Source organism: Prochlorococcus sp. MIT 0701 (assembly GCF_000760295.1).
In the GTDB taxonomy this organism is placed as follows: Bacteria; Cyanobacteriota; Cyanobacteriia; order PCC-6307; family Cyanobiaceae; genus Prochlorococcus.
Genome location: NZ_JNBA01000039.1, coordinates 12,508 through 38,165 on the forward strand (window position 1 = coordinate 12,508; position 25,658 = coordinate 38,165).

At 47.3% G+C, this 25,658-nt stretch carries 24 protein-coding genes; 7 read left to right on the top strand and 17 right to left on the bottom strand.

The window, feature by feature from the left end:
* Positions 1–143: 143 nt before the first annotated feature.
* Positions 144–776, bottom strand: a complete 633-nt coding sequence (locus EV12_RS10365) for an ABC transporter ATP-binding protein (protein WP_036915076.1) — start codon at positions 774–776, stop codon at positions 144–146.
* 117 nt (positions 777–893) lie between these two features.
* On the opposite strand from EV12_RS10365, the gene EV12_RS10370 reads away from it, so the two are divergent.
* From EV12_RS10370 to EV12_RS10380, 3 genes are all read left to right on the top strand, one after another.
* On the top strand, positions 894–1,343 hold the full coding sequence (locus EV12_RS10370) for a DUF3531 family protein (protein WP_011130165.1): 450 nt from the start codon (positions 894–896) through the stop codon (positions 1,341–1,343).
* Positions 1,344–1,352: 9 nt separating this feature from the next.
* On the top strand, positions 1,353–2,129 hold the full coding sequence (locus EV12_RS10375) for a 16S rRNA (uracil(1498)-N(3))-methyltransferase (protein WP_036915077.1): 777 nt from the start codon (positions 1,353–1,355) through the stop codon (positions 2,127–2,129).
* Between the two features lie 306 nt (positions 2,130–2,435).
* Positions 2,436–3,188, top strand: a complete 753-nt coding sequence (locus EV12_RS10380; RefSeq protein WP_036915707.1) for a DUF92 domain-containing protein — start codon at positions 2,436–2,438, stop codon at positions 3,186–3,188.
* Here the strand turns inward: EV12_RS10380 and EV12_RS10385 are convergent.
* The 6 genes from EV12_RS10385 to EV12_RS10410 all read right to left on the bottom strand — a co-directional run bounded on the left by EV12_RS10385 (position 3,115) and on the right by EV12_RS10410 (position 9,179).
* Positions 3,115–3,954, bottom strand: coding sequence for a sigma-70 family RNA polymerase sigma factor (locus tag EV12_RS10385; protein ID WP_241466613.1), 840 nt, complete (start codon positions 3,952–3,954; stop codon positions 3,115–3,117). The genes EV12_RS10380 and EV12_RS10385 overlap by 74 nt on opposite strands.
* 121 nt (positions 3,955–4,075) lie before the next feature.
* Complete coding sequence (locus EV12_RS10390; protein ID WP_036915078.1) at positions 4,076–4,753, bottom strand: GDSL-type esterase/lipase family protein; 678 nt, start codon at positions 4,751–4,753, stop codon at positions 4,076–4,078.
* A gap of 22 nt (positions 4,754–4,775) precedes the next feature.
* On the bottom strand, positions 4,776–6,341 hold the full coding sequence (locus EV12_RS10395) for a phosphonate ABC transporter (RefSeq protein ID WP_036915079.1): 1,566 nt from the start codon (positions 6,339–6,341) through the stop codon (positions 4,776–4,778).
* A complete protein-coding gene (locus EV12_RS10400; RefSeq protein ID WP_036915080.1) occupies positions 6,338–7,081 on the bottom strand; it encodes an ATP-binding cassette domain-containing protein in 744 nt (247 codons plus the stop codon). Before EV12_RS10400 ends, EV12_RS10395 begins: the two co-directional genes overlap by 4 nt.
* Positions 7,078–7,977 carry a putative selenate ABC transporter substrate-binding protein gene (locus tag EV12_RS10405; RefSeq protein WP_036915081.1) on the bottom strand — a complete coding sequence of 300 codons (900 nt, stop codon included), beginning with the start codon at positions 7,975–7,977 and terminating at the stop codon, positions 7,078–7,080. Before EV12_RS10405 ends, EV12_RS10400 begins: the two co-directional genes overlap by 4 nt.
* A 29-nt stretch (positions 7,978–8,006) precedes the next feature.
* A complete protein-coding gene (locus tag EV12_RS10410) occupies positions 8,007–9,179 on the bottom strand; it encodes a pyridoxal phosphate-dependent aminotransferase (RefSeq protein WP_036915083.1) in 1,173 nt (390 codons plus the stop codon).
* Between the two features lie 310 nt (positions 9,180–9,489).
* Here EV12_RS10410 and EV12_RS10415 point away from each other — a divergent pair, with 310 nt between their 5' ends.
* Genes EV12_RS10415 through EV12_RS10425 form a run of 3 tightly spaced genes read left to right on the top strand, consistent with a single transcriptional unit; the run spans position 9,490 to position 12,705 of the window.
* Positions 9,490–10,089 carry a uracil-DNA glycosylase gene (locus EV12_RS10415; RefSeq protein ID WP_036915085.1) on the top strand — a complete coding sequence of 200 codons (600 nt, stop codon included), beginning with the start codon at positions 9,490–9,492 and terminating at the stop codon, positions 10,087–10,089.
* The gene (ispG, locus tag EV12_RS10420) at positions 10,086–11,306 is read left to right on the top strand and encodes a (E)-4-hydroxy-3-methylbut-2-enyl-diphosphate synthase (protein WP_052039594.1); all 1,221 of its coding nucleotides are present in this window, start codon (positions 10,086–10,088) and stop codon (positions 11,304–11,306) included. Before EV12_RS10415 ends, ispG begins: the two co-directional genes overlap by 4 nt.
* 37 nt (positions 11,307–11,343) lie before the next feature.
* Positions 11,344–12,705 carry a S41 family peptidase gene (locus EV12_RS10425; RefSeq protein WP_036915712.1) on the top strand — a complete coding sequence of 454 codons (1,362 nt, stop codon included), beginning with the start codon at positions 11,344–11,346 and terminating at the stop codon, positions 12,703–12,705.
* A gap of 92 nt (positions 12,706–12,797) precedes the next feature.
* Here the strand turns inward: EV12_RS10425 and EV12_RS14850 are convergent, their stop codons facing one another.
* The 4 genes from EV12_RS14850 to EV12_RS10440 form a co-directional block, all read right to left on the bottom strand.
* Positions 12,798–12,920: a hypothetical protein gene (locus EV12_RS14850; protein WP_255327658.1), complete on the bottom strand. Its 123-nt coding sequence runs from the start codon at positions 12,918–12,920 to the stop codon at positions 12,798–12,800.
* Positions 12,921–13,049: 129 nt separating this feature from the next.
* Positions 13,050–16,631 (bottom strand): transcription-repair coupling factor, encoded by a 3,582-nt coding sequence (gene mfd / locus EV12_RS10430; protein ID WP_036915087.1) that lies wholly within the window; start codon positions 16,629–16,631, stop codon positions 13,050–13,052.
* Positions 16,632–16,779: 148 nt separating this feature from the next.
* On the bottom strand, positions 16,780–18,090 hold the full coding sequence (locus tag EV12_RS10435) for a Rieske (2Fe-2S) protein (RefSeq protein ID WP_036915089.1): 1,311 nt from the start codon (positions 18,088–18,090) through the stop codon (positions 16,780–16,782).
* 874 nt (positions 18,091–18,964) lie between these two features.
* Entirely contained in the window at positions 18,965–19,561 is a 597-nt protein-coding gene (locus EV12_RS10440; RefSeq protein ID WP_241466612.1) for a hypothetical protein, read from the bottom strand.
* A 66-nt stretch (positions 19,562–19,627) separates the two neighbouring features.
* On the opposite strand from EV12_RS10440, the gene EV12_RS14855 reads away from it, so the two are divergent.
* The gene (locus tag EV12_RS14855; RefSeq protein WP_255327656.1) at positions 19,628–19,759 is read left to right on the top strand and encodes a hypothetical protein; all 132 of its coding nucleotides are present in this window, start codon (positions 19,628–19,630) and stop codon (positions 19,757–19,759) included.
* A 144-nt stretch (positions 19,760–19,903) separates the two neighbouring features.
* Here EV12_RS14855 and fmt read toward each other — a convergent pair whose 3' ends face one another.
* From fmt to EV12_RS10470, 6 genes are all read right to left on the bottom strand, one after another.
* On the bottom strand, positions 19,904–20,938 hold the full coding sequence (gene fmt, locus EV12_RS10445; RefSeq protein WP_036915094.1) for a methionyl-tRNA formyltransferase: 1,035 nt from the start codon (positions 20,936–20,938) through the stop codon (positions 19,904–19,906).
* Positions 20,935–22,320: a TldD/PmbA family protein gene (locus EV12_RS10450; RefSeq protein WP_036915095.1), complete on the bottom strand. Its 1,386-nt coding sequence runs from the start codon at positions 22,318–22,320 to the stop codon at positions 20,935–20,937. The genes fmt and EV12_RS10450 overlap by 4 nt, the downstream gene beginning before the upstream one ends.
* A gap of 2 nt (positions 22,321–22,322) precedes the next feature.
* Complete coding sequence (locus EV12_RS10455; RefSeq protein WP_052039604.1) at positions 22,323–23,768, bottom strand: TldD/PmbA family protein; 1,446 nt, start codon at positions 23,766–23,768, stop codon at positions 22,323–22,325.
* Between the two features lie 167 nt (positions 23,769–23,935).
* Positions 23,936–24,439 carry a DUF2996 domain-containing protein gene (locus EV12_RS10460; RefSeq protein WP_036915096.1) on the bottom strand — a complete coding sequence of 168 codons (504 nt, stop codon included), beginning with the start codon at positions 24,437–24,439 and terminating at the stop codon, positions 23,936–23,938.
* Between the two features lie 78 nt (positions 24,440–24,517).
* Entirely contained in the window at positions 24,518–25,051 is a 534-nt protein-coding gene (locus EV12_RS10465) for a hypothetical protein (RefSeq protein WP_036915101.1), read from the bottom strand.
* Positions 25,048–25,656 (bottom strand): flavin prenyltransferase UbiX, encoded by a 609-nt coding sequence (locus EV12_RS10470; RefSeq protein WP_036915102.1) that lies wholly within the window; start codon positions 25,654–25,656, stop codon positions 25,048–25,050. Before EV12_RS10470 ends, EV12_RS10465 begins: the two co-directional genes overlap by 4 nt.
* Positions 25,657–25,658 lie beyond the last annotated feature (2 nt).

Below are 25,658 nucleotides of genomic sequence, written 5' to 3' on the forward strand. Positions count from 1 at the left end.
ATTGATTAAACCCCAGGAAGATGTTTTTAGATCGCTGGACCAATTGGCTTTAACAGTGTTCCTAATGAATGGTTGGCCAATGTGAATTGCTTCGCTCTGAATTTCGAGTGCGAAGCCAGCTAGTTATTCAAGTTGATATAGGGCTATCTAGACACCTTGCGAAGCTTGCCTGAATCGAGCCGATAAGCTGCACGTGACCAGCCCTCAAAGAGTTCTGGTTCATGAGTGGCCACGATTAGCAACTGATCTCGAGCAAGATTGGCAAGCAGTTTCAAGACCTCATCACGTACTGACCAATCAAGCCCAGCGGTTGGTTCATCAAGCAACAAAATGGTTGGCTTGCGTAGCAACTGAACAGCAAGGGCAAGCCGTCTTTGTTGCCCTCCACTGAGGCGTTCCGGTGCTTGTCTCATATCAAGCTGAGCTAGCCCAACCTTTTGAAGTGCTTGTGTTTGTGCCCCAGTGGTGAGTCGCCGATGACCTAAGCGCAGCTCCTGGGCCACTGTTAATCCAAGAAAGTGGCGCTCTGGAAATTGAAATACGACCCCACACATCCATCGCCGTTGACGCTGATTTAAGGGTTTGTGTTCCCAGTGAATTTCGCCTTGTTGAGCGCTTGCAAGTCCACTGATCACTTCTAGCAGACTGGTTTTGCCACTTCCACTAGCTCCAGCTACCACCACAGGTTGGCTCGCATGAGCAATGAGATCAACTCCCTGCAGCACAGGCTCTTCAGATGTTGAGGGACGGTATTGAAGGCCTTTCAGCTCCAGCATGAGCTCCTCACTTCTCTTGTCCTAGCAGCTAATGACCCCCCACTTTGATTGATGAATGCTTGCTTATGCAGACGTATATGGTGAATGCCGCGATGATGGAGCCATCGTCGAGCTTTCATGGACGTTCGTTTCCGCGAGGTTGATCCATTCAACTGTTGGCTATGGCTTCACTTTGCCGATGTACCAAGCCAGGGTGAGCAAAATTACGTCGATGGCATCTTTGATAGTTGGTACGTGATTGGCCGTTTGGGTGGATTTAATGCTGAGAACCTACAAGTCCATGAGGAAGGTGCGGATCTCAGTTGGATCACTTACGACAATGAAGACGCCAGATCGGTGATCCCTGCGCTGATGCACAACATGGGCCAGTTGGAATATCAAGGCTGCTGGGCACGTTGTTGGGTTGATCTTGGTACAAGTGATGCTGTTGCACTTGATGTCCTGATCAACGCTCTTCAACAAATTGACTCCGATGTGGTGCAGTTGGATGAAGTGCTGATTGGTGGTGTCAATGATGACTGGCCTGTTGAGCCCCATCCTGACAGCATCTTCCCTGTGGAGGCCTAAAGCATTCTCTTGGCTGAGCTCAGACGCCTTTTGGTTGAATCGCATCGTCTTGCGGCAATGAAGACTGCGGAGGGGATGTTGTCTCTCACCAAAAACGAAACCCACTACCTACGTCGTGTGCTTCGCCTTCGCCCGGGGCAAAAGGTTGCGGTTGCTGATGGTATTGGTCACATCTGGGAAGCTTTTCTTCAAGCAGGTGATGTTTTGAAATTTGCCACATCACTGGCTCAACCATGTCTAAACGAACCTTGCCCTGCCCAACAACTTGGTTTGGCTGTTGTTATCCCAAAGCGTGGCTTTGATGAGGTTTTGAGGATGAGTTGTGAACTAGGCGTAAACCTGATTCAGCCTCTACGTTCTGATAGGTGTACTCCTCAGGCGGAGGATCGACCATTGCGATGGAAGGTGATCCTTAGGGAAGCTGTTGAGCAATCTGAGCAGCTTTGGCAGCCAGAACTTTTGCCCTTAGCAGAAGCTTCAACCTTGTGGAAAAGTCCACCAAATAATGCAGTTTTTGCTTTGGCCACCACTCGTCGGCAGGGACTGATTGATCTACAACTTTTGATGGAACGATTGACACCAGAAATCAATCAAGTCACCGTTGCCATTGGTCCTGAGGGGGGTTGGAGCCCAATTGAAGAGTGTGCCGCTGAGGCCGCCGGTTGGGTGCCTGTGGCGTTGGGAGATTCAATCCTGCGCACTTGCACAGCTGCTGTGGCAGCAGCTCAAACAATGGTGTCAAGTCGACGGATCAGGTTGTCAAGAGATCAGTCAAGATTTGATTGAATTCCTGCAGGTTTGTTTTTGATTCTCGCGGCTGCGTTTCAGCTCAATAATGGCAGCGGTTATAGGCGTCTTTTTCAAGGAAACTTCGATTTCATAGTGGCTTTCTTTGACTCGAGGGCTTGGACTTCTTCCGTGGTTTTCTGCAGAGGCTTTTGAGGTGATAATTTTTTCATTGCTGAGATTGAGAAGATCAAAACCGTAGGCTGTTTTTCTGCTTCATGCTCTGGTCTGCCAGATAGCGTCAAGCAATAACCCGCACTTGCTGTCTTTTGTCCAATTTGGCGAAGGGCAGTGCTATCAAAGTTGATGCTTTTTTCTAATCCGACTCTGGCTCAATGGCTCTGGGCTTTTGCTCTCAATGCTCTATTGATTGCGGTGGCCCAGAGGCTGCCATTACTCACTTCCACCGGATGGGTTCATGCCGGGGCACTAGGCACCATCCTCTGGGGATGTCTTGGCTGGCGCGGTTGGCTTGCGGTTGTGATCTATCTCGTCCTGGGATCGATGGTCACCCGTCTTGGGATGGCCCAGAAGAAGCTCGCTGGCCTTGCTGAGGGACGTGGTGGCAGGCGTGGGCCTGAAAATGTCTGGGGATCTGCAGCCACTGGTGCTGTAGTGGCAATCCTGATCAAACTGGACCTTGGTTCGCAGTCTTTGTTGATGATCGGCTTCGCAGCAAGTTTTGCTGCGAAACTTGCTGACACCTTCGGCAGTGAGATAGGCAAACGTTGGGGCCGAACCACTGTGCTCATCACCACACTGCGTCCTGTACCTGCTGGTACGGATGGCGCCATCAGTCTCGAGGGCACTCTCGCAAGTGCCCTTGGCAGTCTTTTGATGACGTTCGTGATGGTCTCCCTCTCACTTCTGCCTTTTGGTCCCCAGGCGATCTTGGTTGCTTTGATTGGCTTGTTGGCCACTCTTATGGAGAGCCTTTTAGGAGCAGTTGCTCAGAACAGAATTAGTTGGCTGAGTAATGAACTTGTTAATGGTTTACAGACAAGCTTTGCTGCTGTTTTTGCCATCGCAATCGGCGCTTGGCTTGGATTGGCTGCTTGATGAGCTCATCAGATTTGTTTGCGGACCAAAGTTGGAGTTGTTTAATTAAACCTCGTAAAACCCTTCGCAGGACTCTCTCCTTCATCTTTTCGCGCTTTGCTAACTCTCTCAAGCTGATGTCATCAATGTAATGGGCGTAAAGCAAGTGTTGCTGGTGGGGTGTTAGACGCTGCATAGCCTTTTTCAGCCATTGATGTTGCAGATCAGGCTCTTTCAGCTTTGGTGACTTGAGCAGTTCCAATAATGGGACTCTCTTCTCAGCATGATTGCCTCCTGTTGAAGTCTCTCTGGCATCAAGAGCTACAAGGCGTGTCTGCCATACAGCTTCGACAGCTTTTTGCCAGCGCTCTGAACTTACATCTAATTGTGCAGCCAGCTGTTCTTCAGTGAGCGGGTTTAACCCATCATTCTGTTGAAACTGTTGGAGTCTCATGCCGCGGGTATATAGGTCTCTCAGTCGCCAGGGCACTCTCACGATCTGGCTTCTGTCTCTGCGGAAATGGAGGATCTGGCCGTTGGCACGGGCCATTGCATAACTGCTTATTTTAAATCCACGATTGGCATCGAATTTTTCCATCGCCATGATTAATCCCAGTCTTGCTTCTTGAATTAGATCATCCAGTTCCTCTGCGCCACGGGTGGCCTGGCGAGTTGCTGCAAGGTGAGCCAATCCCAAGTGTTCAACTACAGCCTGATTGCGTTTTTGTATCGATTCGGGCAAAGAAAGAGAACCCTTATAGCCAGATCGCTTCGCCCTCTTTGTCATCAAGGTCTTGCAAGAAGTTTGTGCCATGACTTGACTTTCTGTTGACTTGCTTAACTGTCTGCTTTTCTGCAGCGCTGGTAAACCAACTAAAGGATGAACATCAGATTCCTTAGGGGTGATTTCAGCCAACCGTAGGAGTGAAATTTGTTAGTTGTTCGAGCTGTGCCCACTCCAACAGTGATGTCCATGTCATCACCCGTTGGTGGATCCAGTCATGTCCATCTGAGTTGAGATGGATACCATCGGGTTCGATCCAGCTGAGCCAGTCAGGTTCATTGAGCATGGCGTTGTGCAACGGCAGAAATGGCACATCAACCTCTAGACAGGCTTCCTCAAGCTGTGCTTCATAAACCGACCCCGATTGGTTTGAATACCAGAGGCATTGCGCAAATGGCATTACAGCTTCATCGACAGGAGTGAGGCCCATCACCATCACATTCGTGAGGTGTTTCATCTCTGTCAGCATTTGCTGCAGGCCAAAGCGAAAGGCCTCTGCTGTCAGTTGGGGCCGTCCATCGGGTCGTCCAATACGTGCTGTGTCATTGAGGCCCACCGCCAGTAGAACTGCATCAGGAACCTGACGACGGAGTTCGCCTCGACTTTGCCATTCTTTTAGCCAGCGTTTTGCAACGCTTTCCAGCCCATCGCCTCGAATTCCAAGGGGGTAGACCACTGGGGCATCAGGGAGACTCATCCATTGGCAGCGAAGACGTTCACACCATCCGCCCCCCTCTCGATCTCCCCATCCATAAACACCACTGTCACCAATGACAACGAGTCTCTTGTATGTATTCGCCATCACATCGACAAGTGGAACCTGATCAGCTTTGTAGGTCTACAACCATAGGCAGCTTTTTAGTGAAACCAGTCCAGTGATATCGCAAGCGATCAGTGATCGATTCTCCGATCAAGGTTAGAGCTGTGAAGACCGTGATTAGGACACTTACCTGTGCCCAGTTGAACGAACCAAGAGATTCGATCAACTGCCAGCCCAGTCCAGTACCCCCAACCAGGCCAACTACCACGGTTTCACGCAAAATCACGTCCATTCTGTATGCGGCATAGGCTAAATAGCTACGGCTTTGGCCGCTAAAGCATCCATAGAGCCAAGCCGATCGTGCTCCGGCGCCAGTCGCGCTTAAGGCTTTCAAATTGTTGTCGCTTTGTTGGTCAAGTCCCTCTTGTAAAAGGCGACCCATCACTCCAATGTTGTGGGCTCCAAGTGCCAGAGCAGCAACAGCCAGACTCGGTTTGCTGAAGAGCAGCAAAAATAGAGCAGTAAGAGGGATTGGGATCAGTCTTAGCAGTCCCCAGATGATTCTCTGTATTGCTATTCCCAGCCTGCTTGGCCAAAGCATCATTGCTAGTGGCGGTGTTCCGATAGCTATTCCTGCCGCTAACACTGTTAGTAACATCGTGCTGCTGATTAGTTGGATCCATGGGAGAGCGTGAATAGCGTTTACTAGCTCATCAACCGTTGGTAATGGAAGGGGACTCCAGTGAAGAGGTTCTCCTAGATTAATGTCAACTGCATTAAGCCAGGGAATACTTAGTGCGCATAGAATCAATAAAACAATCAACATTATGAAAATTTGCCAAATGCCATTCTTCGAAAATTTAAAATATCGACGTATCAAACTTAATATCTGTTCAAGACTAAACATCACTGCAGCCAGTAACCATAAAGCTGTCCATACGTCATTGAATTGAAGAGATTGAAGTGCCAGTTGAAGGTCAGTCCCAATACCACCTAATCCAAAAACCCCCAACACGGTGGCCCCTCTTAATGCGCATTCAAGTCGATATCCGATGTAACTCAATAAGACAGGCCCCATCGCAGGGCCAAGAGCTGTAATCAAGGCGGAAGAGGAGCCCGCTCCAGCCTGTTTTAAGCCCCTCAAGGCTCGACGATCCTGGGTGTCAAGTTGATCGCTGACGACTCGAGCAACAAGTGAGGTGTAAGGAATGACGATTGCAACAATTGCCACCCAAGGGCTCAACCCAACCATTTGAAGTAACAACAAACCCCATAGCAGTTCGTGAATTGCGCGTGGTATTGCCAAAATTCTACGAATCCAAATCGCTGGCCAGCTTTCACCTAAAAAGGTCTCCCAAACCACCCTGGCGCTTGCTATACCAAGACAAATTCCGCATATTGAACTTAATGACCAGCTAAGAAGAGCAGTGGCCAAAGTGATCTGTATTCCTCTAAATCCACTTTGAACGACCTCTGCTTGAATAGATGGATGAACGGCAGCGCAAATAAACTCCCATAGAAGAGTAGCTCCACCATTGTGGAAACTTATGAATATGGAAATAAGCACAGGCAATAAAGCCAGTGCTGGCCAAAGACTCAGGATTGGAGGAGTTGGACTGAGGCGCCTCATGCAGATCCGTAGATCAAGGCTAAGGCTTCTTCATCAAGACAGTTGGCAGGTTGATCAAAGACAACTCTGCCCGATTTAAGTGCGATTACCCTGTCAAAGTGTTGAAAAAAACAAGGTTGATGCAGGCTCATCAAAAGGGTTCTTTCTTCGTCCATATCACTAGTCATTGTGTTGTCCAAAAAAAGATGGAGTATTTCCTCTGCAAGGATTGGATCGAGGCTGAATAAAGGTTCATCAGCAAGAATTAGTTCTGGTTTTTGACGTAAGAGTCGTGCTATTGCTACTCGCTGCCGCTGTCCTCCAGAGAGTTCGCTGACCTTTGCAGAAAGCACGCTAGTTGAAAGACCTACTTTTTCAAGACATTCACTGCAGGCTTTTAATTCGATTGGCCCCAGTAAATTAGCTAGAGCCCATAGCAAATTTCTGTTGGCCAACGCACCAGAGTTTATATTTTGTGCAACATTAAGCTCTTCTACAAGACGTAGATCTTGCCACAGAGTTCCTATTTTTTGTCGTTGACGTTGCCTTAAGTTTGAGGTTGAATAATTTTGCCAAAGCACCTTCCCTGAATCAGGGATAAGACTACCATTGGCAACCGCTAATAAGCTACTTTTTCCTGATCCGTTGCTACCTACAAGCGCAACACGCTCTCCAGAGGATATGCTAAGGTTGATATCATTAAGTCTACTGCCTCTACTGCTGTGAACAAATACGCCCCTTATGTCAAGCAATCTTCTCACTGAATCTTTCCTAATTGTCGGCCTATCTTCTCGATTGTTATGTACTGCTTTTGGCTGGCATCTATAAAACTATTTGCTCCAAAAAGTTCAAGTATCTTTTCTTGAGGTTCTGAACTTTTCTTTAATCCAGTAAGAGTTGATTTTAGTTTGTTAGTGAAACCATTTCCGAATTTTTTATCGAGATTTGGTTGTGCTAGCCAGTGATAGTCGGCATACGGGGGAGTCCTCCAAATCACTTTGACTTTGGCTGGATCGATGCGGCCATTTTTTTGAGCCGATTTCCATACACTTTCGTTCAGGGCACCAGCGTCATAAGAACCGCTTTGTACCAATGCAATTGTTGCATCATGACTGCCACTAAAGCCTGGCTGACCTCCTGAAAAATTTTTCATTTGTACACCTGCTTGCTGAAGGAAATGCTGAGGCATTAATCTTCCAGAAGTGGAGCTTTCTGAGCCAAACGTGAACCGCTTCCCATTAAGTTGTTGAAGTCCAGACAGACTTTTTAATGGCTTAATTCCGCTCTTTGTATTGGCTATAAATACACTTGTAAATTTGGCATCAATATCTCTTTGAGCGACAACTTCTGCTCCTGGCTTCTGCAACCTAGCTTGTACACCTGTTAGACCTCCAAACCAAACCAGATCAAGGCTGTTAGTGCGGAATGCACTGACTGCGGCTGGATAGTTCGTCACAGCTTTGTAGCGAACTGGCACGTTTAATTGATTGCTCAGTTCAGTCGAGAGTAGACCGTATAAACGATTCAATCGCTCAGGATTTTGATCGGGAATCGCCCCAATACGAAGTGTCTTCTCAGTTTGATTACTGCAGCTCAGCACCCCAAAGCAGCAGATCAATGCAGTGAGGACAAACGCCCGGTCTGGTCTTGAAGACATGTTCTATTTGTTTTGGCGTGTGTTTCGCTCTATTTGAGAGCGCTGCGGAGACGTTCTAGTCCATCGCAAATCGTCTCTGGTGATACTGCACAGGTGAGGCGTATACAGCTGTCGTCACCGAATGCGGCACCTGGAACCATGGCAAGCCCATAGTTTTCAAGAGCCTGCTGACAGAAACTTACTGAGTCGAGGCTGCCCGTAGGTAGTTTTGGGAAGGCGTAAAACGCACCTTTTGGAGGGACAAGACTGATTCCTTCAAGACCAAGCAAGCCAGAGGTGAGGAGTTCGCGTCGGGTGTTGTAGCTATTAACCATCGTGTTCACACACTCCCGTGACCCTTGCAGCGCGGCCAAGGCTCCACGCTGAGCGAAACTGCAGACATTGCTGGTGCTCTGGCTTTGGAGGGCAGTTGCCGCTTTCACAGCATCAGCGGGGCCGGCTAGATAACCCAACCGCCAACCGGTCATTGCCCAGCCCTTGGCAAAGCCATTAACGATGAAGGTTCTGCTTGAAAGATCCGGTGCTATGGCCGAGAAGCTGTGATGCTTTTGCCCGTCTTCAAGAATGAACTCGTAGATCTCATCACTCATTACCAGGATCTGGGGATGATCTCTGAGCAGATCAGCCAAAGCTTCCAGCTCCTCACGTGCCATCACACGACCGGTTGGGTTGCCCGGGGAATTAAGTATTAAGAGACGGGTTTTTGAGCCGATGGAGGCTTCTAGGTTGTTGAGATCTAGACAGAAACCGTTTTCTGCTGTCGTGGGAAGTGTTGTCACCTTTGCGCCGGCCAAGCGGGCCATTGCTGGATAACTCAGCCAATAAGGAGAAGGGATTAAAACCTCATCGCCTGGATTGAGGATCACCTGAAACAAGTTAAAGATTGCTTGCTTGCCTCCATTGGTGACCAACACTTGCTCTGCATTGGTAGGCACAGTGTTTTCTTTGCTCAGCTTGATGGCTATCGCCTCACGGAGTTCAGGATCTCCAGCGGCAGGGCCATAACGGGTGATGCCATCACGAAGTGCCTTCACCGTGGCATCAATGATGAATTCAGGAGTATTGAAATCCGGCTCGCCAGCACTCATGCTGCAGATGTCCCGGCCTTTTTGCTGAAGGGCCTTTGCTCGAGCGCTGATTGCCAGTGTGAGTGAGGGCTGAAGGGCAACGACTCGGTCGGAAAGTTGGGGCGGGCGTGGCATTGGTGCCGCATCCCATTGCGGGATGCCCGTAAGGATTACATCTTGCCTGATGCTCTGACAGTGACAACCAACTTCTTTAAATACGCTTTTTAAAGGTCATGTCTTGCCTGGGTTGTAACCCCACTGTCCTTTGAAGGTCATTCGATCTTGCCAAGAGCTAGTTTTTGGCGACTCTTCGCCGCTTTTAACGTCTGAATCCGCTTAGATCTCATCAACGCAAGGCTCTACTTTTCATGAAAGAGTCGTTTGCGTTGTTCGCAATTATTTAAAATAAAACTTGTCAAGGTTTACACCTTTGTATGGGGATCATATGGACGCCGCTAATGGCTGTGGATCCTGTGACTTGCCTTTTACCAAGCCCCAAGTCGTTGTGAGTCGTGGAAATCCACAGGCCTGTTTGATGATGATCGGAGAAGCTCCTGGCGCTCGAGAGGATGAGTTAGGAAAACCCTTCGTAGGACGTTCTGGAAAACTGATGGATCGTTTGATGGAGAGTGTTGGCCTTGACCCTGATGTTGACGCCTACATCTGCAATGTTGTGAAATGCCGGCCCCCTAAGAATCGGCGACCGACACTTGTGGAGATTGCTTCTTGCCGTCCCTGGTTGCAACAACAGATTGAGTTGGTTGATCCCTATGTGATTGCTCTTGCTGGGTCGACAGCAGTCGAAGCCATCCTTGGCATCAAGGGAGGAATTACTAAACTTCGCGGACAATGGCAGCACTGGCATGGTCGTTTACTGATGCCGCTTTTGCATCCTGCCTACCTTCTGCGCAACCCATCTCCAGCAGATGGTGCCCCTATCGCGCTGACCAGAAGCGATCTGAACGAGGTTCGCCACAGGCTCAAACAAGTCGATAGATGCGCTGTTGTGCCAATGTTGGATTCATCTAGGCGCCGTCTGCCATGACCGCAACCATGGCCGAGTCTCAATTCAGCACATCCAGGAGATACGACACCCAGATCCACAGACGTGTAACCCGCACTGTCAACGTAGGAGGTGTCTTGATTGGTAGTGATCATCCTGTCAGGGTGCAGTCAATGATCAACGAAGACACCCTTGACGTGGAGGGTTCAACAGCAGGCATTCGTCGCTTGCATGAAGCTGGATGTGAAATTGTTCGTCTAACCGTTCCATCTCTCGGGCATGCCAAGGCTGTCGGAGAGATTTGCAAACGCCTTAAGGAGACTTATCAGCCAGTACCACTAGTGGCTGACGTTCATCACAACGGCATGAAAATTGCCCTTGAGGTGGCACATCACGTCGACAAAGTGAGGATCAATCCAGGTCTCTTTGTGTTTGATAAAGCTGATCCAAATCGAACCGAGTTCAGCAGCGAAGAGATTACTTCTATTAGAGAACGCATTGCCGAGAATTTTGAACCCCTTGTCACCCTTCTCAAGCAGGAAGATAAAGCCCTTCGTATTGGCGTGAATCATGGTTCGCTTGCTGAACGAATGCTCTTTGCTTATGGAGATACACCTCTTGGGATGGTTGAGTCAGCAATGGAATTCGTGCGTATTTGCGATGCGCTCGATTTTCATAACATCGTTATTTCGATGAAGGCCTCTAGAGCGCCTGTGATGTTGGCGGCTTATCGATTGATGGCTGACACCATGGATCAAGAGGGTTTCAATTATCCCCTTCATTTGGGCGTAACCGAGGCTGGTGATGGGGATTACGGACGGATTAAAAGTACCGCTGGCATCGCAACGCTTTTAGCAGAAGGCCTAGGCGATACCATCCGAGTGTCTTTGACTGAGGCGCCTGAGAAAGAAATTCCTGTCTGTTACTCGATTCTTCAATCCATTGGGCTGCGCAAGACGATGGTCGAGTACATCAGCTGCCCAAGTTGCGGCCGAACGTTGTTCAACCTTGAAGAGGTGGTTAAGAAAGTACGAGATGCCACCTCCCATCTCGTTGGTTTGGATATTGCGGTGATGGGTTGCATTGTGAATGGCCCAGGTGAGATGGCAGATGCTGACTATGGTTATGTTGGTAAAGGCCCAGGTGTGATATCTCTCTACCGTGGCAGAGATGAGATTCGCAAGGTTTCTGAGTCTGAGGGGGTAGATGCGTTGATCCAGTTGATCAAGGACGACGGTCGATGGGTGGATTCGCCATGAAGTCGTTATTGTGTGCAATCAGTCCAATTTGGACGCCATGCCTATCTCCAGAAGTCTTCGCTCAATAGGCCGCCAGCGCAGTTCATGGCTGATCCTTCTGGGCGCGGGAGGAGCCGCTACCGCAATTGCACTTGCCTCTCCAAGTTTGGGTCTGCCAAGCAGTTCTTCTTCAGCTATTAGCGATAGCCCCAAAGAGGTGATTGATCAGGTCTGGCAGATTGTATATCGTGACTATCTTGATTCCACAGGTAAATATAACCCTGAAGCCTGGAAGGTACTACGCAAGGACTTATTAGCAAAGAACTATTCAGCCACTTCAGAATCTTATGAAGCGATCCGTGGCATGTTGGCCAGCTTGGATGATCCATATACACGATTCTTAGATCCAAAGGAATTTAAGGAAATGCAGATCGACACCTCAGGAGAATTAACAGGTGTTGGCATCCAGCTTTCTCTAGACAAGGATACAAAAGAATTGGTCGTGGTCTCACCAATCGAAGGAACTCCTGCGTCTAAGGCTGGTGTCCAACCTAAGGATGTGATCGTTTTCATTAATGGACAATCCACTAAGGGTATGTCTACTGCGGATGCTGTTAAGTTGATTCGTGGTAAAGAAGGTAGTGAGGTCACCCTTGGGTTGCGTCGCAAGGGTGAAGTTATCCAGGTCCCGTTAATACGTGCACGGATTGAGATACAGGCAATTGATCAACAGTTAAATACGACAGTTGATGGTACAAAGATTGGTTATATACGCCTGAAACAGTTTAATGCCCATGCAGCTAAGGGTATGCGTAGTGCAATCAAGGATTTAGAAAATGAGGGCGCTCAAGGCTATGTACTCGACTTGCGTAGTAATCCTGGAGGTTTGCTTGAGGCTAGTGTTGATATCGCACGCCAATGGCTTGATGAAGGCACAATTGTTCGAACAAAAACTCGTGATGGCATTCAAGATGTACGCCGAGCGAATGGTAGTGCCTTAACCAAACGACCTGTTGTTGTTTTGGTAAATGAAGGCTCAGCTAGCGCAAGTGAGATCCTCTCAGGAGCACTACAGGACAACCATCGTGGTGTACTTGTAGGACGGAAGACCTTTGGCAAGGGCTTGGTTCAATCTGTTCGAGGTCTTTCTGATGGCTCTGGTCTTACTGTCACGATTGCTAAGTATCTCACCCCAAGCGGAACAGACATTCATAAAAATGGCATCAAGCCAGATGTTAAGGCCGTGATGTCGGAAAAAGAAATCAAAAATCTTAAGCTTGAGGATCTTGGGTCTGGGAAGGATAGTCAATATAAGGTGGCCGAAACAACACTAATTAAAGTCCTTGAAAAAGCACTTGATGGGCAATTATATAACCCTGTAGGAGTCAATCTTCCATACGCCATTCCTTCATCTCTATAATGTCTAAGCAGTTAGATCTTGGATTAAATGATGATTGATTTATGATTTTTCTGGATGCGCAGAGCGCATAAAAATGACTTCCTGTTTAATCCTTAAGTAACAGGTTGCATTAAGCCACCATCTCCGCCTGAATTCGAATCGTCGTCATCGTTTTCGGCATCGCTTTGAAGAAAAGCAAAAATAGCCATGGCTGCGAGACTGAACACCCCGCTCATTAAACCCATGATTCCCTGATTGCTACCTATCTCAGTGAATTCCCCCAAAGCCTTTTTTGCTATTTCTGCAAATGTAACGAAGAATTGCGCTTTTGTAAAGACTTCTTAATATAGTTGCGCGAGAAGGGCCTAGGGGGTAAGGACAGCCTCGTCTCGCTCTGCGGCTTGCTGCTTTTGCTGAATTGCAGTTAATCCATCCTCGCAAGGAATCTGAGTAGCCATGAGACGCAACCACTCCATCAGTTGTTCAAGTTGTTTTTCCATAGGCAAGACGCTTAGACCTCGTGCCAGCACCTTGGCTTTATTTCCACTTCCAGTCTGGTAAATCAGTCGACCGTGTAGGTGTTGAGGTAATCCTTGCCTAAGTAGCCGGAAGGCGGGCTCCTCCATAGGCGTTTCCATAGCAATATTTGGCTTTTCTGGCTTAATTCTCGAGATCCCGCAGCGACGAGCTAAGAGTTTGAGCTCCATGAGTTGAAGAAGTGATTGCACAGGGCCAGGAATGGCTCCGTAGCGGTCTGTCCAGCTAGCTGCCAACTCAATCAATGATTCATGAGAAGTACAATTTGCGGCAGCTCGGTAAGCAGCGATCTTTTCGTCACCATCAACAATCCATTCCGCTGGTACGAATGCTGTTACCGGTAGGTCGACTTGAGTGTCATCTACAGATGGAATGCCCTGTCCTTGGATTTCAGCAAGCGATTCCTGCAACATTTCCATGTATAGATCGAAACCAATGGTTTCCATTTGTCCGCTTTGTTCAACCCCGAGAAGGTTGCCAACACCACGGATTTCCATGTCTCGCATCGCCAGTTGATAGCCACTTCCTAGCTGTGCAAATTCTTGGATTGCTCTTAGGCGTTGTCTTGCGGCATCACTGAGTGATGCGTCACCCGGATAAAACAACCATGCATGAGCCTGAACACCACTTCTACCGACACGTCCGCGTAGTTGGTAGAGCTGTGCTAGTCCAAATTTATGAGCATCCTCAATGAGAATAGTGTTCACACGTGGGATATCGAGACCACTTTCAACGATCGTTGTGCATAGCATTAAGTCGGCTTCCCCTGCATTAAAGGCGACCATCGAGCTCTCAAGTTCGCCTTCTGCCATCTGACCATGGGCTACCAACAACTTCAAATCGGGCAGCATCTGTTGAAGTTGACTAGCTACATCTTCAATACCCTCAACGCGTGGAACGACATAGAACACCTGTCCGCCTCGATCAAGCTCCTGGCGGATAGAACTACGAACTGCTTCTTCATCAAAAGCGGCTAGGTGGGTTTTGATAGGACGGCGCAATGGCGGAGGGGTTGTGATCAGACTCATTTCCCTTACCCCTGAAAGGCTCATGTATAACGTCCGCGGAATTGGTGTGGCTGAAAGGGTCAAAACGTCGACATCCTTACGAAGCACTTTGATCTTTTCCTTTTGATTGACTCCAAAACGCTGTTCCTCATCAACAACCAACAACCCTAGTTTTTGGAATGTTGTGTTTTTACTGAGTAGCTGGTGGGTACCGACAACTGCATCGATTGTCCCTTCTTTTAGGCCATTAAGTATTGATTTTCGTTCTGAGCTTGTTCTGAATCGGTTCAGTAAAGCGACCTTGATTGGGTAGGGAGCGAAGCGGTCCGAAAGTGTTCTCCAGTGTTGTTGGGCTAGCACTGTTGTGGGGGCAAGCATGGCAATCTGGCGTCCAGATGTGATTGCTTTGAAGATGGCTCGTATTGCTACTTCCGTTTTTCCGAAACCAACATCACCGCACACAAGCCGATCCATAGGTTGTGCTGCTTCCATATCGCGTTTTACATCAACTACTGCCTTGACTTGATCAGGTGTTGGTTCATAGGGAAATGATTCTTCTAGTTCAATCTGCCATGGTCCATCTGGCGGGAAGGCATATCCAGGGGCTTGAAGTCGCTCTGCATAGAGCTTGACGAGATCCATCGCCACTTTGCGAACCAACTTTCGGGTTCGCTCTTTAATTTTTTGCCACGCTGTTCCTCCCATACGATTAAGTTTTGGTGGCGATTCACTTGTTGATCGATACCGACCAAGGCTGCCGAGCTGATCGGCGGCCACGCTGAGTGTTCCATCCAAATACTGGATAACCAAATAGTCACGGACCTCTCCACTGATGGCTAATTTTTCTAATTTCAAAAAACGACCGATGCCGTGATTGCGATGTACGACGAAGTCCCCTGAGCACATTTTATTGGGGTCAACCGTGCGACTCGCGGCCCGTCGACGACGACGAACATAGCCGCTTGATTCAAGGTTTTTTTGACCGAAAAATTCACGGTCAGTCATCAAAACAACACGCCAGGCTGGCAATATCAGCCCCTCTAAATCCACAGAACCGCTTGTCTTTAATGCCACGGGGGTGTTTTGCTCGAGCAAACGTTCAATCGCTGGGTGATCTTTAGCGTTTGGGACGAAGCGTGTGATGCAGTCATGTTCCTCAAGAAGAGCCACAGCACGGCTTGGTTGCGCTGATAAAAGCCAAACGGGGTGATGTTCTTTTTGATAATTTTTGATTTGCTCTCCTAACCGTCCGAATTGGTTTGGGTTGGCCGGAATTGGGCGACTAGCAAGATCAAAACTATTTGTATAACCATCATCTTCATGGAGTTCGGCAAGATCAATACCAGCAAAGCTATCTGTGTTTGCATAGCTTTCTTCGATGCTGCGATGAAGCAAAGGAGGCCAATATTTTTTTTGTTCTTCAATGGACAAGCCCATTGATTGCCCGACATCAATGTGATGTTCTTCTGCATGTTGAAGCCATAGCTTTCCATGTGCAGAGCCATGACGCTTCTCATCTATTGCGATAAAGGAGTTGGCAGGAATGTAGTCAATTAGCGAGGCAGGTTTGTTCCATGCAATTCCCATTAATCTTCTTATCCCATCAGGCGTACAACCTTCTAATAGTTGATCTAACGTTTCTTCATTAACGAGACGGTCAAATCCATCGGGCATGGACTGTCGTAGTTGGTTAGCAATTAATGGACTAAACCCTGAAGGTGTTAGACAAAGTTCATTAACTTCATCCAGGGAACGTTGGCTGACTGGGTCGAATTCTCTTAACTTGTCAAGTTCATCCCCGAATAACTCCAGGCGAACTGGTAATTCACTGCTAACTGGAAATATGTCAACGATGTCACCACGACGACTCCAGGTAGCTTCCTGATCAACAGCTGTAACTCTTTCATATCCAAGCTTAGTGAGAGTATTCGCTAAGGCTTCAAGATCAATATGCTGTCCACGATTGAGTGTTTCACACTGTGATGCGAGTGCTTCAACAGGAGGTAGATGTGGCTGCAAAGCTCTTTCTGTGGCCACAATGGCTCGATCCCACCTTTTCGTTGATTCTCCAAGTAGTTCACTTAGAACCTGCAATTGCCCCCAGACGATTTCTGTTGTGGGGTCAAATGGCTCATAGGGTGATCCTTCACTTGTTGGGTAGAGGTGGTTATGCGACCAACCCATCATTGCAAGAAGCGAAGACCAGCGATTCGCCTCTTCTAGTGTCGGTACAATCACAACCAATGGACAGCTCTGCTGACGAGCTATTGCACTTGCAATTAATGCACGGCCAACACGCCCGGCCCCACGCATCAGCAAGCGGTCCTTTCGATTACTTCTATCCACTAACTCACCAGTGAGAGTGGAGTTCTGAAGCTGACGAACTAATGAGCTGAGAGGCATGGGAGCTAAATAGTAAGCAAAATTGACACGTGATAAATATAGCTTGCGATGTTTAGGATAAGTTCTTTGTCTACATATTAGGCATGAATTATTGCTGGGCAATAATTCATCAAATAGAAAATCTAAATCTGGAAAATAGTAGCGTCATTTATTCTTGACTCTCAATAATCGGTATTGAGGCATTGCTAGGGTGGATTTGTTGAAATAAGTCTGGCGCAAAGATGAATGCTAGTATGATCAGAATTATAGAGAATAGCCGAATAGCAACTTTACGATGGATTGTCCTTTGAATATCATGAGCAAATTTAGGGTTTGCGGGAGGGTATACCATCAACATATCTTGATGAATGGTATTTGTATGTGCCGTCGTAGGGTGTAAGTCCCAAGGGCTTTCTTTCTCAAGTGCGTTCTGATGCCAATCCCAAAACAGCTTAATCATTTTATCTTCTGCTAAAAGTTTATTTTGCTCTTGATTCATGTATCCCATCTGTTCATTAAATGTTTGAGTTTGTAAGACAAGATAATCCTCAGAGAAAATGGTATAAAAAACTTTTTGCTGACGTTGCTTGAAAAGTAGTATTTTGCATAGAAGCTGATTCGTGATGAACTTTCTATAATGACGAACAATAATACGAGCCCTATTATTTGCCAAGGGGATATGATCTAAAACCTGTACATATCTTGCTTTATCAGTTGCACCCTTGAAGATAATCACCCTGCCAGGAGGGATAAATATCTGAGAAATAAATTCATCCTTATTGTTTCCTTTCTCGTTGTAGACACTTCTTAAATGCTTATGATCTTTGCTAATCGTTTGATTAAAGCTTTGAATTGTTTTACGATTAACATCATTGCCGGGCAAGGTATTGCCATGCATCCAGAAAATATGCAATATGTCTAGATGATTTTCTATAATCCGAGACCAATCACACTTAAAATCAATAAAAACCTCTTCAAAAGCAGAATCACCTAATTGAAATCCATATGTCTCTGGGAAGCTTGCTTCTAGAGGAGTTTTAATGTCAAAATCATGGGGACTAGCTTTTGCATGGCCTGTATAGTAAATATAAATATAGTCACCTTTTTCAATACAGGGATATTGACGTAGATGAACATGTTTGGCGAAATTACTGTAATCGGAGTCGACAATATGGCTACAAGTTATCTTGTGTGATCCATTACTGTCACATTCAGTGTTGTAACGTGCCCCATGATATGGACAAATGATTTCGCCATTTATATTTTCTCCACCTCGAAATGATGCTGCTCGATGAGGGCAAAAATCTTTGATGCATCTAGGCTTGTTATTCTTGTCTCTGTATATCACTAATGGTTCATTAAACATGGACAGATGATATAATTCATTTTCTTTTAATAACTTACTAGCACAGACGGAATACCAACCCAGCAGGCCTACTGAAGGACGTATGGCTTTCTCGGTTGGAGACTCAACTGTCAACTTGGTCTTTTTTTATTAATTCGATTTTATCGTGCGGGCATCTGGTTTGTAAATTCTGCAGTTATGGCGTAATAATATTGATATACTGTTGAGCTGCTCATTAGCCTCCTGGCTGCGACATTAAGACCCATAACCTACTGCCCTGCAGGCGATCATACGGGTGGCTCCTAGGTTTCAAACCCCTGGCAGGACCTTCCTGGCACTTGGCTCACTGCTTTCTGCTCACTCATTCCTGCCTTGAAGGTACAGGTTTCAGCACCTTCGTACTTTGACGACCTAATTGATTATTCAGGATGAAAACTATTTAACGCTAACAATTTATCAAATATACCAACGCTGACCAATCACGAACAGACTACCAGTATCTCTCTGGCTGGATCTCAATTAACAGTTTAACTCTTCTGTAGTCCTTGCAATTAGGCTGCAACTGATCACACCTGCCTAATGTAGATTTTTTCAGCTTAACAGTCTTATGTCGATATTATGGTGCAAGATACTATTCTTTGCGCCCCGATTCCGCGCATTTGATTCCTCCCGATGTAGCAGGATAGATCCTTCTCTTTGTTGACGCAGTCTCATTGTATAGGAAACAGTCCTGATTTAAACTCCTTATTCTCATTGTCTTTAATGCTCATATTGCTCTAGAGTATTGACACCTCTTGAATTTTATTTTTTAAGCTTTTATCGTTTGTGCATATGTTCCAGACGATATTCAGAGTCATTCTTATTTAGTCTATATTTATGCCCCTCTATATGTTTTATTCGGTGTTAGTCGATAGATTTACTTGACTGCCATAATGATCGTTGTCCTTAAGCCTTTTCTCTATAAAGCCATCAACATATACGAATCAAACGTGCAATACTTACATGTTGATTACTGACTATTTGTTATTAGCTCTGCTTCTAGCAACATGTTGAAACTCAGCAATTGTTGATCATTTAATTGTTGTCGACTTCTTGCTTTTAGTTGGTCTTGTAAGTATCTCCTGCCTTGGTCTGGAGTCCATCTAAGTTTCTCGAGTAATTGATCACATTGGTTCAAAAGATCTGTTCGCCGTAATGGTTTACCAGCCTCATTAGGGTCTTCGCCAGGCTTTAATTCTTTTAGTTGATTAAGAAAGGAAGTTAAATCACTGTAACGAGTGATGCGATGACGACTTGAGTGACCAAAACACTTCTGCAGGTAAAGCATCTCTTGTTCCCTATCCCATCCGATTCTTTGCAGCTCATTATCTATTGCTGCCAATTCATCACTCCAGTCTTCGGGATCTGTCAGAGCCTCTACTTGATGCTCTGATGCTGATACTTGTTCTGCATTATTTGGTTGACGTATCTGCTCATCTTTTTTAAATGGCACCCTTATTAATCTTTTATTAGTGCTTGCATCTGACTCAGCTTCTTGAGTCTCAACTAAATCACTATCATTGAGAGGGCTTGTCTTGTTGGCTAGTCGTTGGATCAGCCTTCCCAAGGCTCGGTCTTCTGCAGATTCAGCTGTCGGTCCCTCTCCTAAGGCACTTCCTAGAGGTTCACCGCCTTGCCAACCCGAAACTTGCACAATGCAACGACTTGGGTCTGTGTGGCACAACTTTACCTGGATCTGCATCACCAACGGCTACTGCCAGCCTTTCTAGGCATTATTGACCACACCAACTCATTATTGCGCTGATTGTGATTTCTCTATTCCTTTCGCCTTTTTTGCATTGCTCTTCTAAGCATTCTCCTATATGGATTAGTCATGTCTTTGTTTTAAATAACGGCATGTTAGTTGAAACTCGTTAAACGGACTCATCTGGATATTGGATCGCTTAGGTTAGATGTTGCCATCTTTCCCAATGTAATCACCGACAGACGCTTGCAATTGTTGTATCAATACCTGTCCTGTGGCTTTGCTTTTGCCTTCCAATTGCGCCTGCTGAATCAGAACAGGGCAGGTTTTTGTACTTACGACTAGGCCCAGATTGGGTTCGCATGACAGTATCTTTCCTGGTGCATGTTTGCCATCTTGCCAGCGTCCGAGCAGTGGTCTTACTTTTTCAGAAAGCTTGGATTTCAATCCTTCCTCAAGAGGTTCAGTTGCCTGTACTTTCAACCTCTTGTTATTCCAGCTGCTTAATGCATTTGGATAAAGGCCCATGACCCTGCGATGCAGTTCCATTGCGGATTGATTCCAGTCCAGAATGTAGTCTTTTTTCGAGAGCATTTGGGCATATGTCGGGTTAGCCCCAATCTCCTCCTGTTTGATCACTTCTAATTGTTTCCAACGTTCCGATTCGACTCCGGGACCTGCTGCTGCAATTCTTGGCATTGATTCTAAAAATAATTTTGCCGTTATAGAACTCAAACGATTAGCCAGTGCAGTCGCATTTTCCAGTAGGGCGATAGAAACCCGCTCTTGGACCAAAACGGGACCGGTATCAAGTCCCTCTTCCATTGCCATGATTCCAACGCCTGTGACGTTGTCACCACTTAGCAAACTCCATTGAATAGGTCCTGCTCCACGCCAGCGGGGCAACAGTGAAGCGTGACCATTCCAACAACCGAGAGGTGGTTGCTTGAGAACTGCTGAAGGTAGAAGCTGCCCAAATGCCACTACAACTGAAATATCAGCCTTGAGTGATGCTAATTCTGCTTGAACGACGATGTCATTCCTAATCCGTTCTGGGGTGAAAACACGGATGCCCAGCTCCAGTGCTCGTTGTTTTACGGGCGAGGCAATTTGCTGATTGCCACGTCCACGGCGACGATCAGGCTGGCTCACCACACCTACAACTTCATAGCCTGCATCATTTAGAGCATCCAGAGTTGGCACTGCATAGGTGGGAGTACCCCAGAACAGCACCCTCATGCTTCACCAGTAATTGACAACCCTTCAATCCACACATAAGGAGATACCCCTCCAGGTGTGATCACCTGTTCAGCTTCAATATTTACAATGTTATTCAGAAGCGAACGGATGTCCCCAGCAACTGTGGCTGCTTCGATCGACACTCTTTCCCCTTTGTTTACCAACCAACCATTAAATGGCAGAGAGAATGAACCCTGACTTGCTTTAACGCCAGCATGTAGGGCATTTAAACCTTCAATTAACACGAACTTTTCTTTGCACTTGCTTTGCTGCAGATGAGTATTTGTGCTGTTTTGACCTTCAGTGTTGTTCACTTCAAACCAATCTGGTCCCACTGATACCTTTGCTCCTAGTCCTGCATGGCCTGTTGGGGGTACACCGAATGCTCTTGCGGTAGCTTCCGAGTGCAGGAAATTCTCAAGTCTTCCCCCGTTGATTAAGCATAGTTTTTGAGTTGGTGTGCCTTCTCCATCGAAACTAGAGGCCCCTACATGTGCTGGATGTAATCCGTTGTCATGCAGGGAGAAGAATGGAACGGCGATGTTGTTGCCGAGTGTTTCTCGCTGGCTGAGGCTGACGCCATCGAGGACTGCTCTGGCATTGAACATGCTGCTGAAGGCACCGATCAAGTCCAGGAAAGCCTCTGGTGTGAAGCAGACGAGATAACATCCAGTGTCGATTGGCTGATAGTCAAGATGGCTAATTGTTCGTTCTGCTGCTTCATCGATACATCCATCAATATCAAGATCTTGACTACCTAAAGCAAGGCGAATTGCACCACCACTGCGGGGTTTACGTCCACTTTCTTCTGCGCGGGCAAAAAGGTAAAGGCTTGCTTGACTACGCTTCATTTGACGTAGCGCTCCATCGCTGTTCAGATAAACTCGTTCGTAGGTTGCTTCCCCTAGACCGTTGTAAGGAATGGTCTGTATAGCAGAATGTCGACTAAGAAGATCAGCTTCGGCCTCTTTAAGCACCTCCAGCATTCGTTGAATTCCCTGTGCTGGTAGTAGGGGGCGCTCTAGTTTTGGTAACGGAGATGTGGCGAGTTTTGAGAATGCAGGAACGTCATTTCCGTTGCCAAAGTCACTTGCCTGATGAGCACCAATAAGTGCTTTTTCTAATCCTTTCTCTGAAAGATCTGACGTGCTTGTTATGCCTACAAGGCCTTTGTTGTTCCATACACGCACTGTGATTGAGCTGCGCTGCGCACCTTTTAACTGCTTGGCTTCGCCACGATCGATTTGAACAGAGCTATCTGTGCTGCAGGCTGCTCCCAAATCCCATTGATGGATACCCTCGCGGCTAGCAAGTTGACTGAGCTTGTCTCGTAGAGCATGAGTATCGAGCTCGATAGCATTCGCTGTTTTTATCTCAGACATAATCAGCGGCCTCCCACGGTGATTGAATCGACTTTGATATGTGGTTGTCCAACGGTGACAAAAATGTTGCCGCTTACTGACCCGCAGAAACCAGCGGCTAGCTCAAGGTCATTGGCACACATAGAAATCCGTGGCATCACATCCTTTGCTTCGCCAATCAGAGTGGCTCCTTTTACAGGTTTGCCGAGCTTGCCTTTCTCGATCAGATAGCCCTCTTCCACGGCAAAATTAAATTGACCGGTTGGCCCAACGCTGCCTCCACCCATTGATTTGCAGTAAAGCCCTCGATCGATCGAGGCGATGAGTTGTTCCGGTGAGTGCGGGCCAGCGGCGATATATGTGTTGCGCATGCGGCTAGCTGCAGCGAATGTGTGGGCTTGACGTCGGCCGCTGCCGGTTCGTTGGTGACCGGTGCGGAGCTCACCGGCTCTATCGCTGATGAATTGCTTAAGCACACCGTTGTTAATTAACACGGTTCGCTGGCTTTCCATGCCTTCGTCATCCATGCTCAGTGAACCGAAGGCCCCATCGGTAATACCCTCATCGATTGCCGTTACAGCTTCATGGGCGATCGATTGGTTCAACTTGTCGCTGAAGGGTGTTGTACCGCGTTCGATCTGAGTGGTTTCGAGAAGATGCCCACATGCTTCGTGAAAGATCACACCACCAAAGCGGTTGGCCAGTACTGCTGGCATTTGTCCGGCGTCCACGTAATCGGCATAAAGCATTGTGCCTGCGCTTTCGCAAACTTCCTTGGCACTCGTTTCGGCATCCCACTTGCGAAGGTCGTCTGGTCGTCCCGAAGTTCCATAACGGCGACCAATGCTTGAGCGGTGTTCGCCATCTGTAGCAAGGACATTAAGCCCAATGGACTGATGCAAGCGGATGTCCCGTCCAAAGGTGCCATCACTTGCAGCCACGAGAACCTCCTGCCAGTCACGGGCATAACTGCCTCGCCGCACCTGCAGATGGGTTCCGTTCTGATCAAGCAATTGCGTTCCATTTAGAAGGCGATCACTTGCTTCAGAAAGCTCTGGGCATTGGTTGAGCCAGTGGGCCTTATCGATGGCGAAATCACGAAGGTTCGGCAGACCCTCAAATGATGAGCGAACAGCTTCATTAACCTCAATCCCAAGCATGCTGAGAGCTTGATCTAATGCATGTTTCAGGCCTGCATCTGAAAGATCATTGGTACTGACAAAGCCATCTTGTTTGCCCAGGAACACCCTGATTCCAGCCCCCCTACCGAAGGATGGATTGACACTGGTAATGGTGTCTTGTTCAGCAAGGACGCTGAGATGATCAATTTGCTCCAGGTAGACCTCCACCAGATCAGCACCGGCAGTTCGACCACGCGCTAGTAGAAATTCCAGTTGTGGTTGCCAGTGGCTATTAAAGGCTTCTGCCTTGTGCACCAGGCTTTGATCTGGGGTGTAGGTCGAGACCAACCATTTCTCCTGCAGCTTGCGTTGATTATGGAGAGAATTTGCGTAGATATGTAGATGGACAGCGCCGATCCAGGCGAACCGCAAAAAAAATGCTTATTTGGTTCTCCACCAAGTGGCGTTGGAAATGGCGAAAAACGTTAACAAGCCTGAAGAAACTAATAAGTCGCTCAGTTTGCAGTCAACCATTTCTGACCATTGAGCCGTTGCAGCAGACGTGAGCGCAATAAAACCAATGTCATCTTTTTTTCATCAATTAGGAATGGCTCTAAGAGACTCGGTTCGGTTCCAGTCTCAGCTAGAGAAATAGTCTTTTTAGAAGCGATTGAATTACTTGCAAAGCAAAGCCAAAAGCGACGACCGATGGGGATCTCACCGCAGACCATCCAGCAAGGATCACCGACAACTGGTCGATCTCCCTGAATCAGCTCAAGAGTTGAGGGTGGCATACCTCTTTCAGTAAGTGCCTGTTTTATATTTGGAAGAAAGTCATCACGAATAAAGGTCTCAAAAGGCTTGTCTTCTACCTTTGAAGCTGGGGGTTTGGCGGTTTGGGGCTTTGCTCCCTCCTGTTGATCTTCAGTAGGGTTGGTTTTCACTGGATTCTCTAGAGTTGGTCTTTGTTCGGCTGGCTTTTGAGCGTCAGCATTAGGATTTACTGGGTTGTCGTTCACTGGATCAGTACAGACGAATGAACTTTAAACAGCTTTGCGACGAACTCAACGATCCGTTGAGTTCGTCGCGCTATTGGTTTACCAGTCCTCACTGAGTGAATCTCCCCAAGAATCATTTTCTGTTGATGAATATCTATGTGGAACGTTGCTCTCGACAGGTTGACGCTGGGGCGATTTCCCAACATGTGTTTGCCGCCTTACTGATGATCTTCGTACGACTCGGAATGGCACAGCCACCGTGGGAGATGGATCTCTTAAATCCCGTTCTGGGTTCTCATCATGCTTTGTTCTTGATTGGGATGGTTCATCGTTAGCTGACTGCCAGTTTCGTTGCCACGTGGTGCTGGTATTGGGCGAAGCATCTCTTACCCCTTGATGGAAATGATCACGCAATGGGTCTCTGCTTAGTGGTAAGGAGAGACTTGTGGTTAGGGCGAAAATTGCCCCTGCGCTGCTGCCAAGGACCATCCACCCACCTAGTGTCAAGGTTGGAGACCGCCAATTCAATATGCGTAGGTTGACAGGTTGGTTGAGATTGAAACCTGCAACTACAACCACAGCCAGCAGAGGACTCAGGCAAGGCAAAAGTAAGTACTTTTGCAGTCTTGTCATTGTGAAGGACCATTCCAGCGGTTAATGGGGGCGAGCCTTTCATCAAAGAGGTCGAACAATCTCACAACAAGAAAATCAACCATCTCTTCAATTGTGTTTGGTTTTGTGTACCAGGCAGGAATTGGTGGCGCAATTTTGGCTCCTGCTTCTGCAAGTGATGTGAGGTTGCGAAGGTGGATAAGGCTCCAGGGCATGTCCCTTGGCGCAATCACCAGAGGTCTCCCCTCTTTGAGGTGGACGTCTGCACAACGTTCGATTAGATCTATTGATACACCAGCATTGATTCGACCAATTGTGCCCATACTGCAGGGCACAATTGCCATCCCGCGGGTGCGAAAACTACCGCTTGCGATGCAGGCAGATTGATCATTCCAGCGATGGCATGTCAGATTGCCATTTTTTACTTGTAGATGATTGCGCCAGAATTTCTCCTGATCAGAAGGATCCACTGGAACTTCAATTCCTCTTTCGGCTTTCCACACCTGAAGAGCCCCGTGGCTGAAAATCAAATGAACGTCACGGCTGTTTTTAAGCAAGAGCTGCAGCGATCTTTCAGCTAGAGGTTGAGCTGAAGCTCCTGAAACGGCAAGGACATAGGGATCCACAA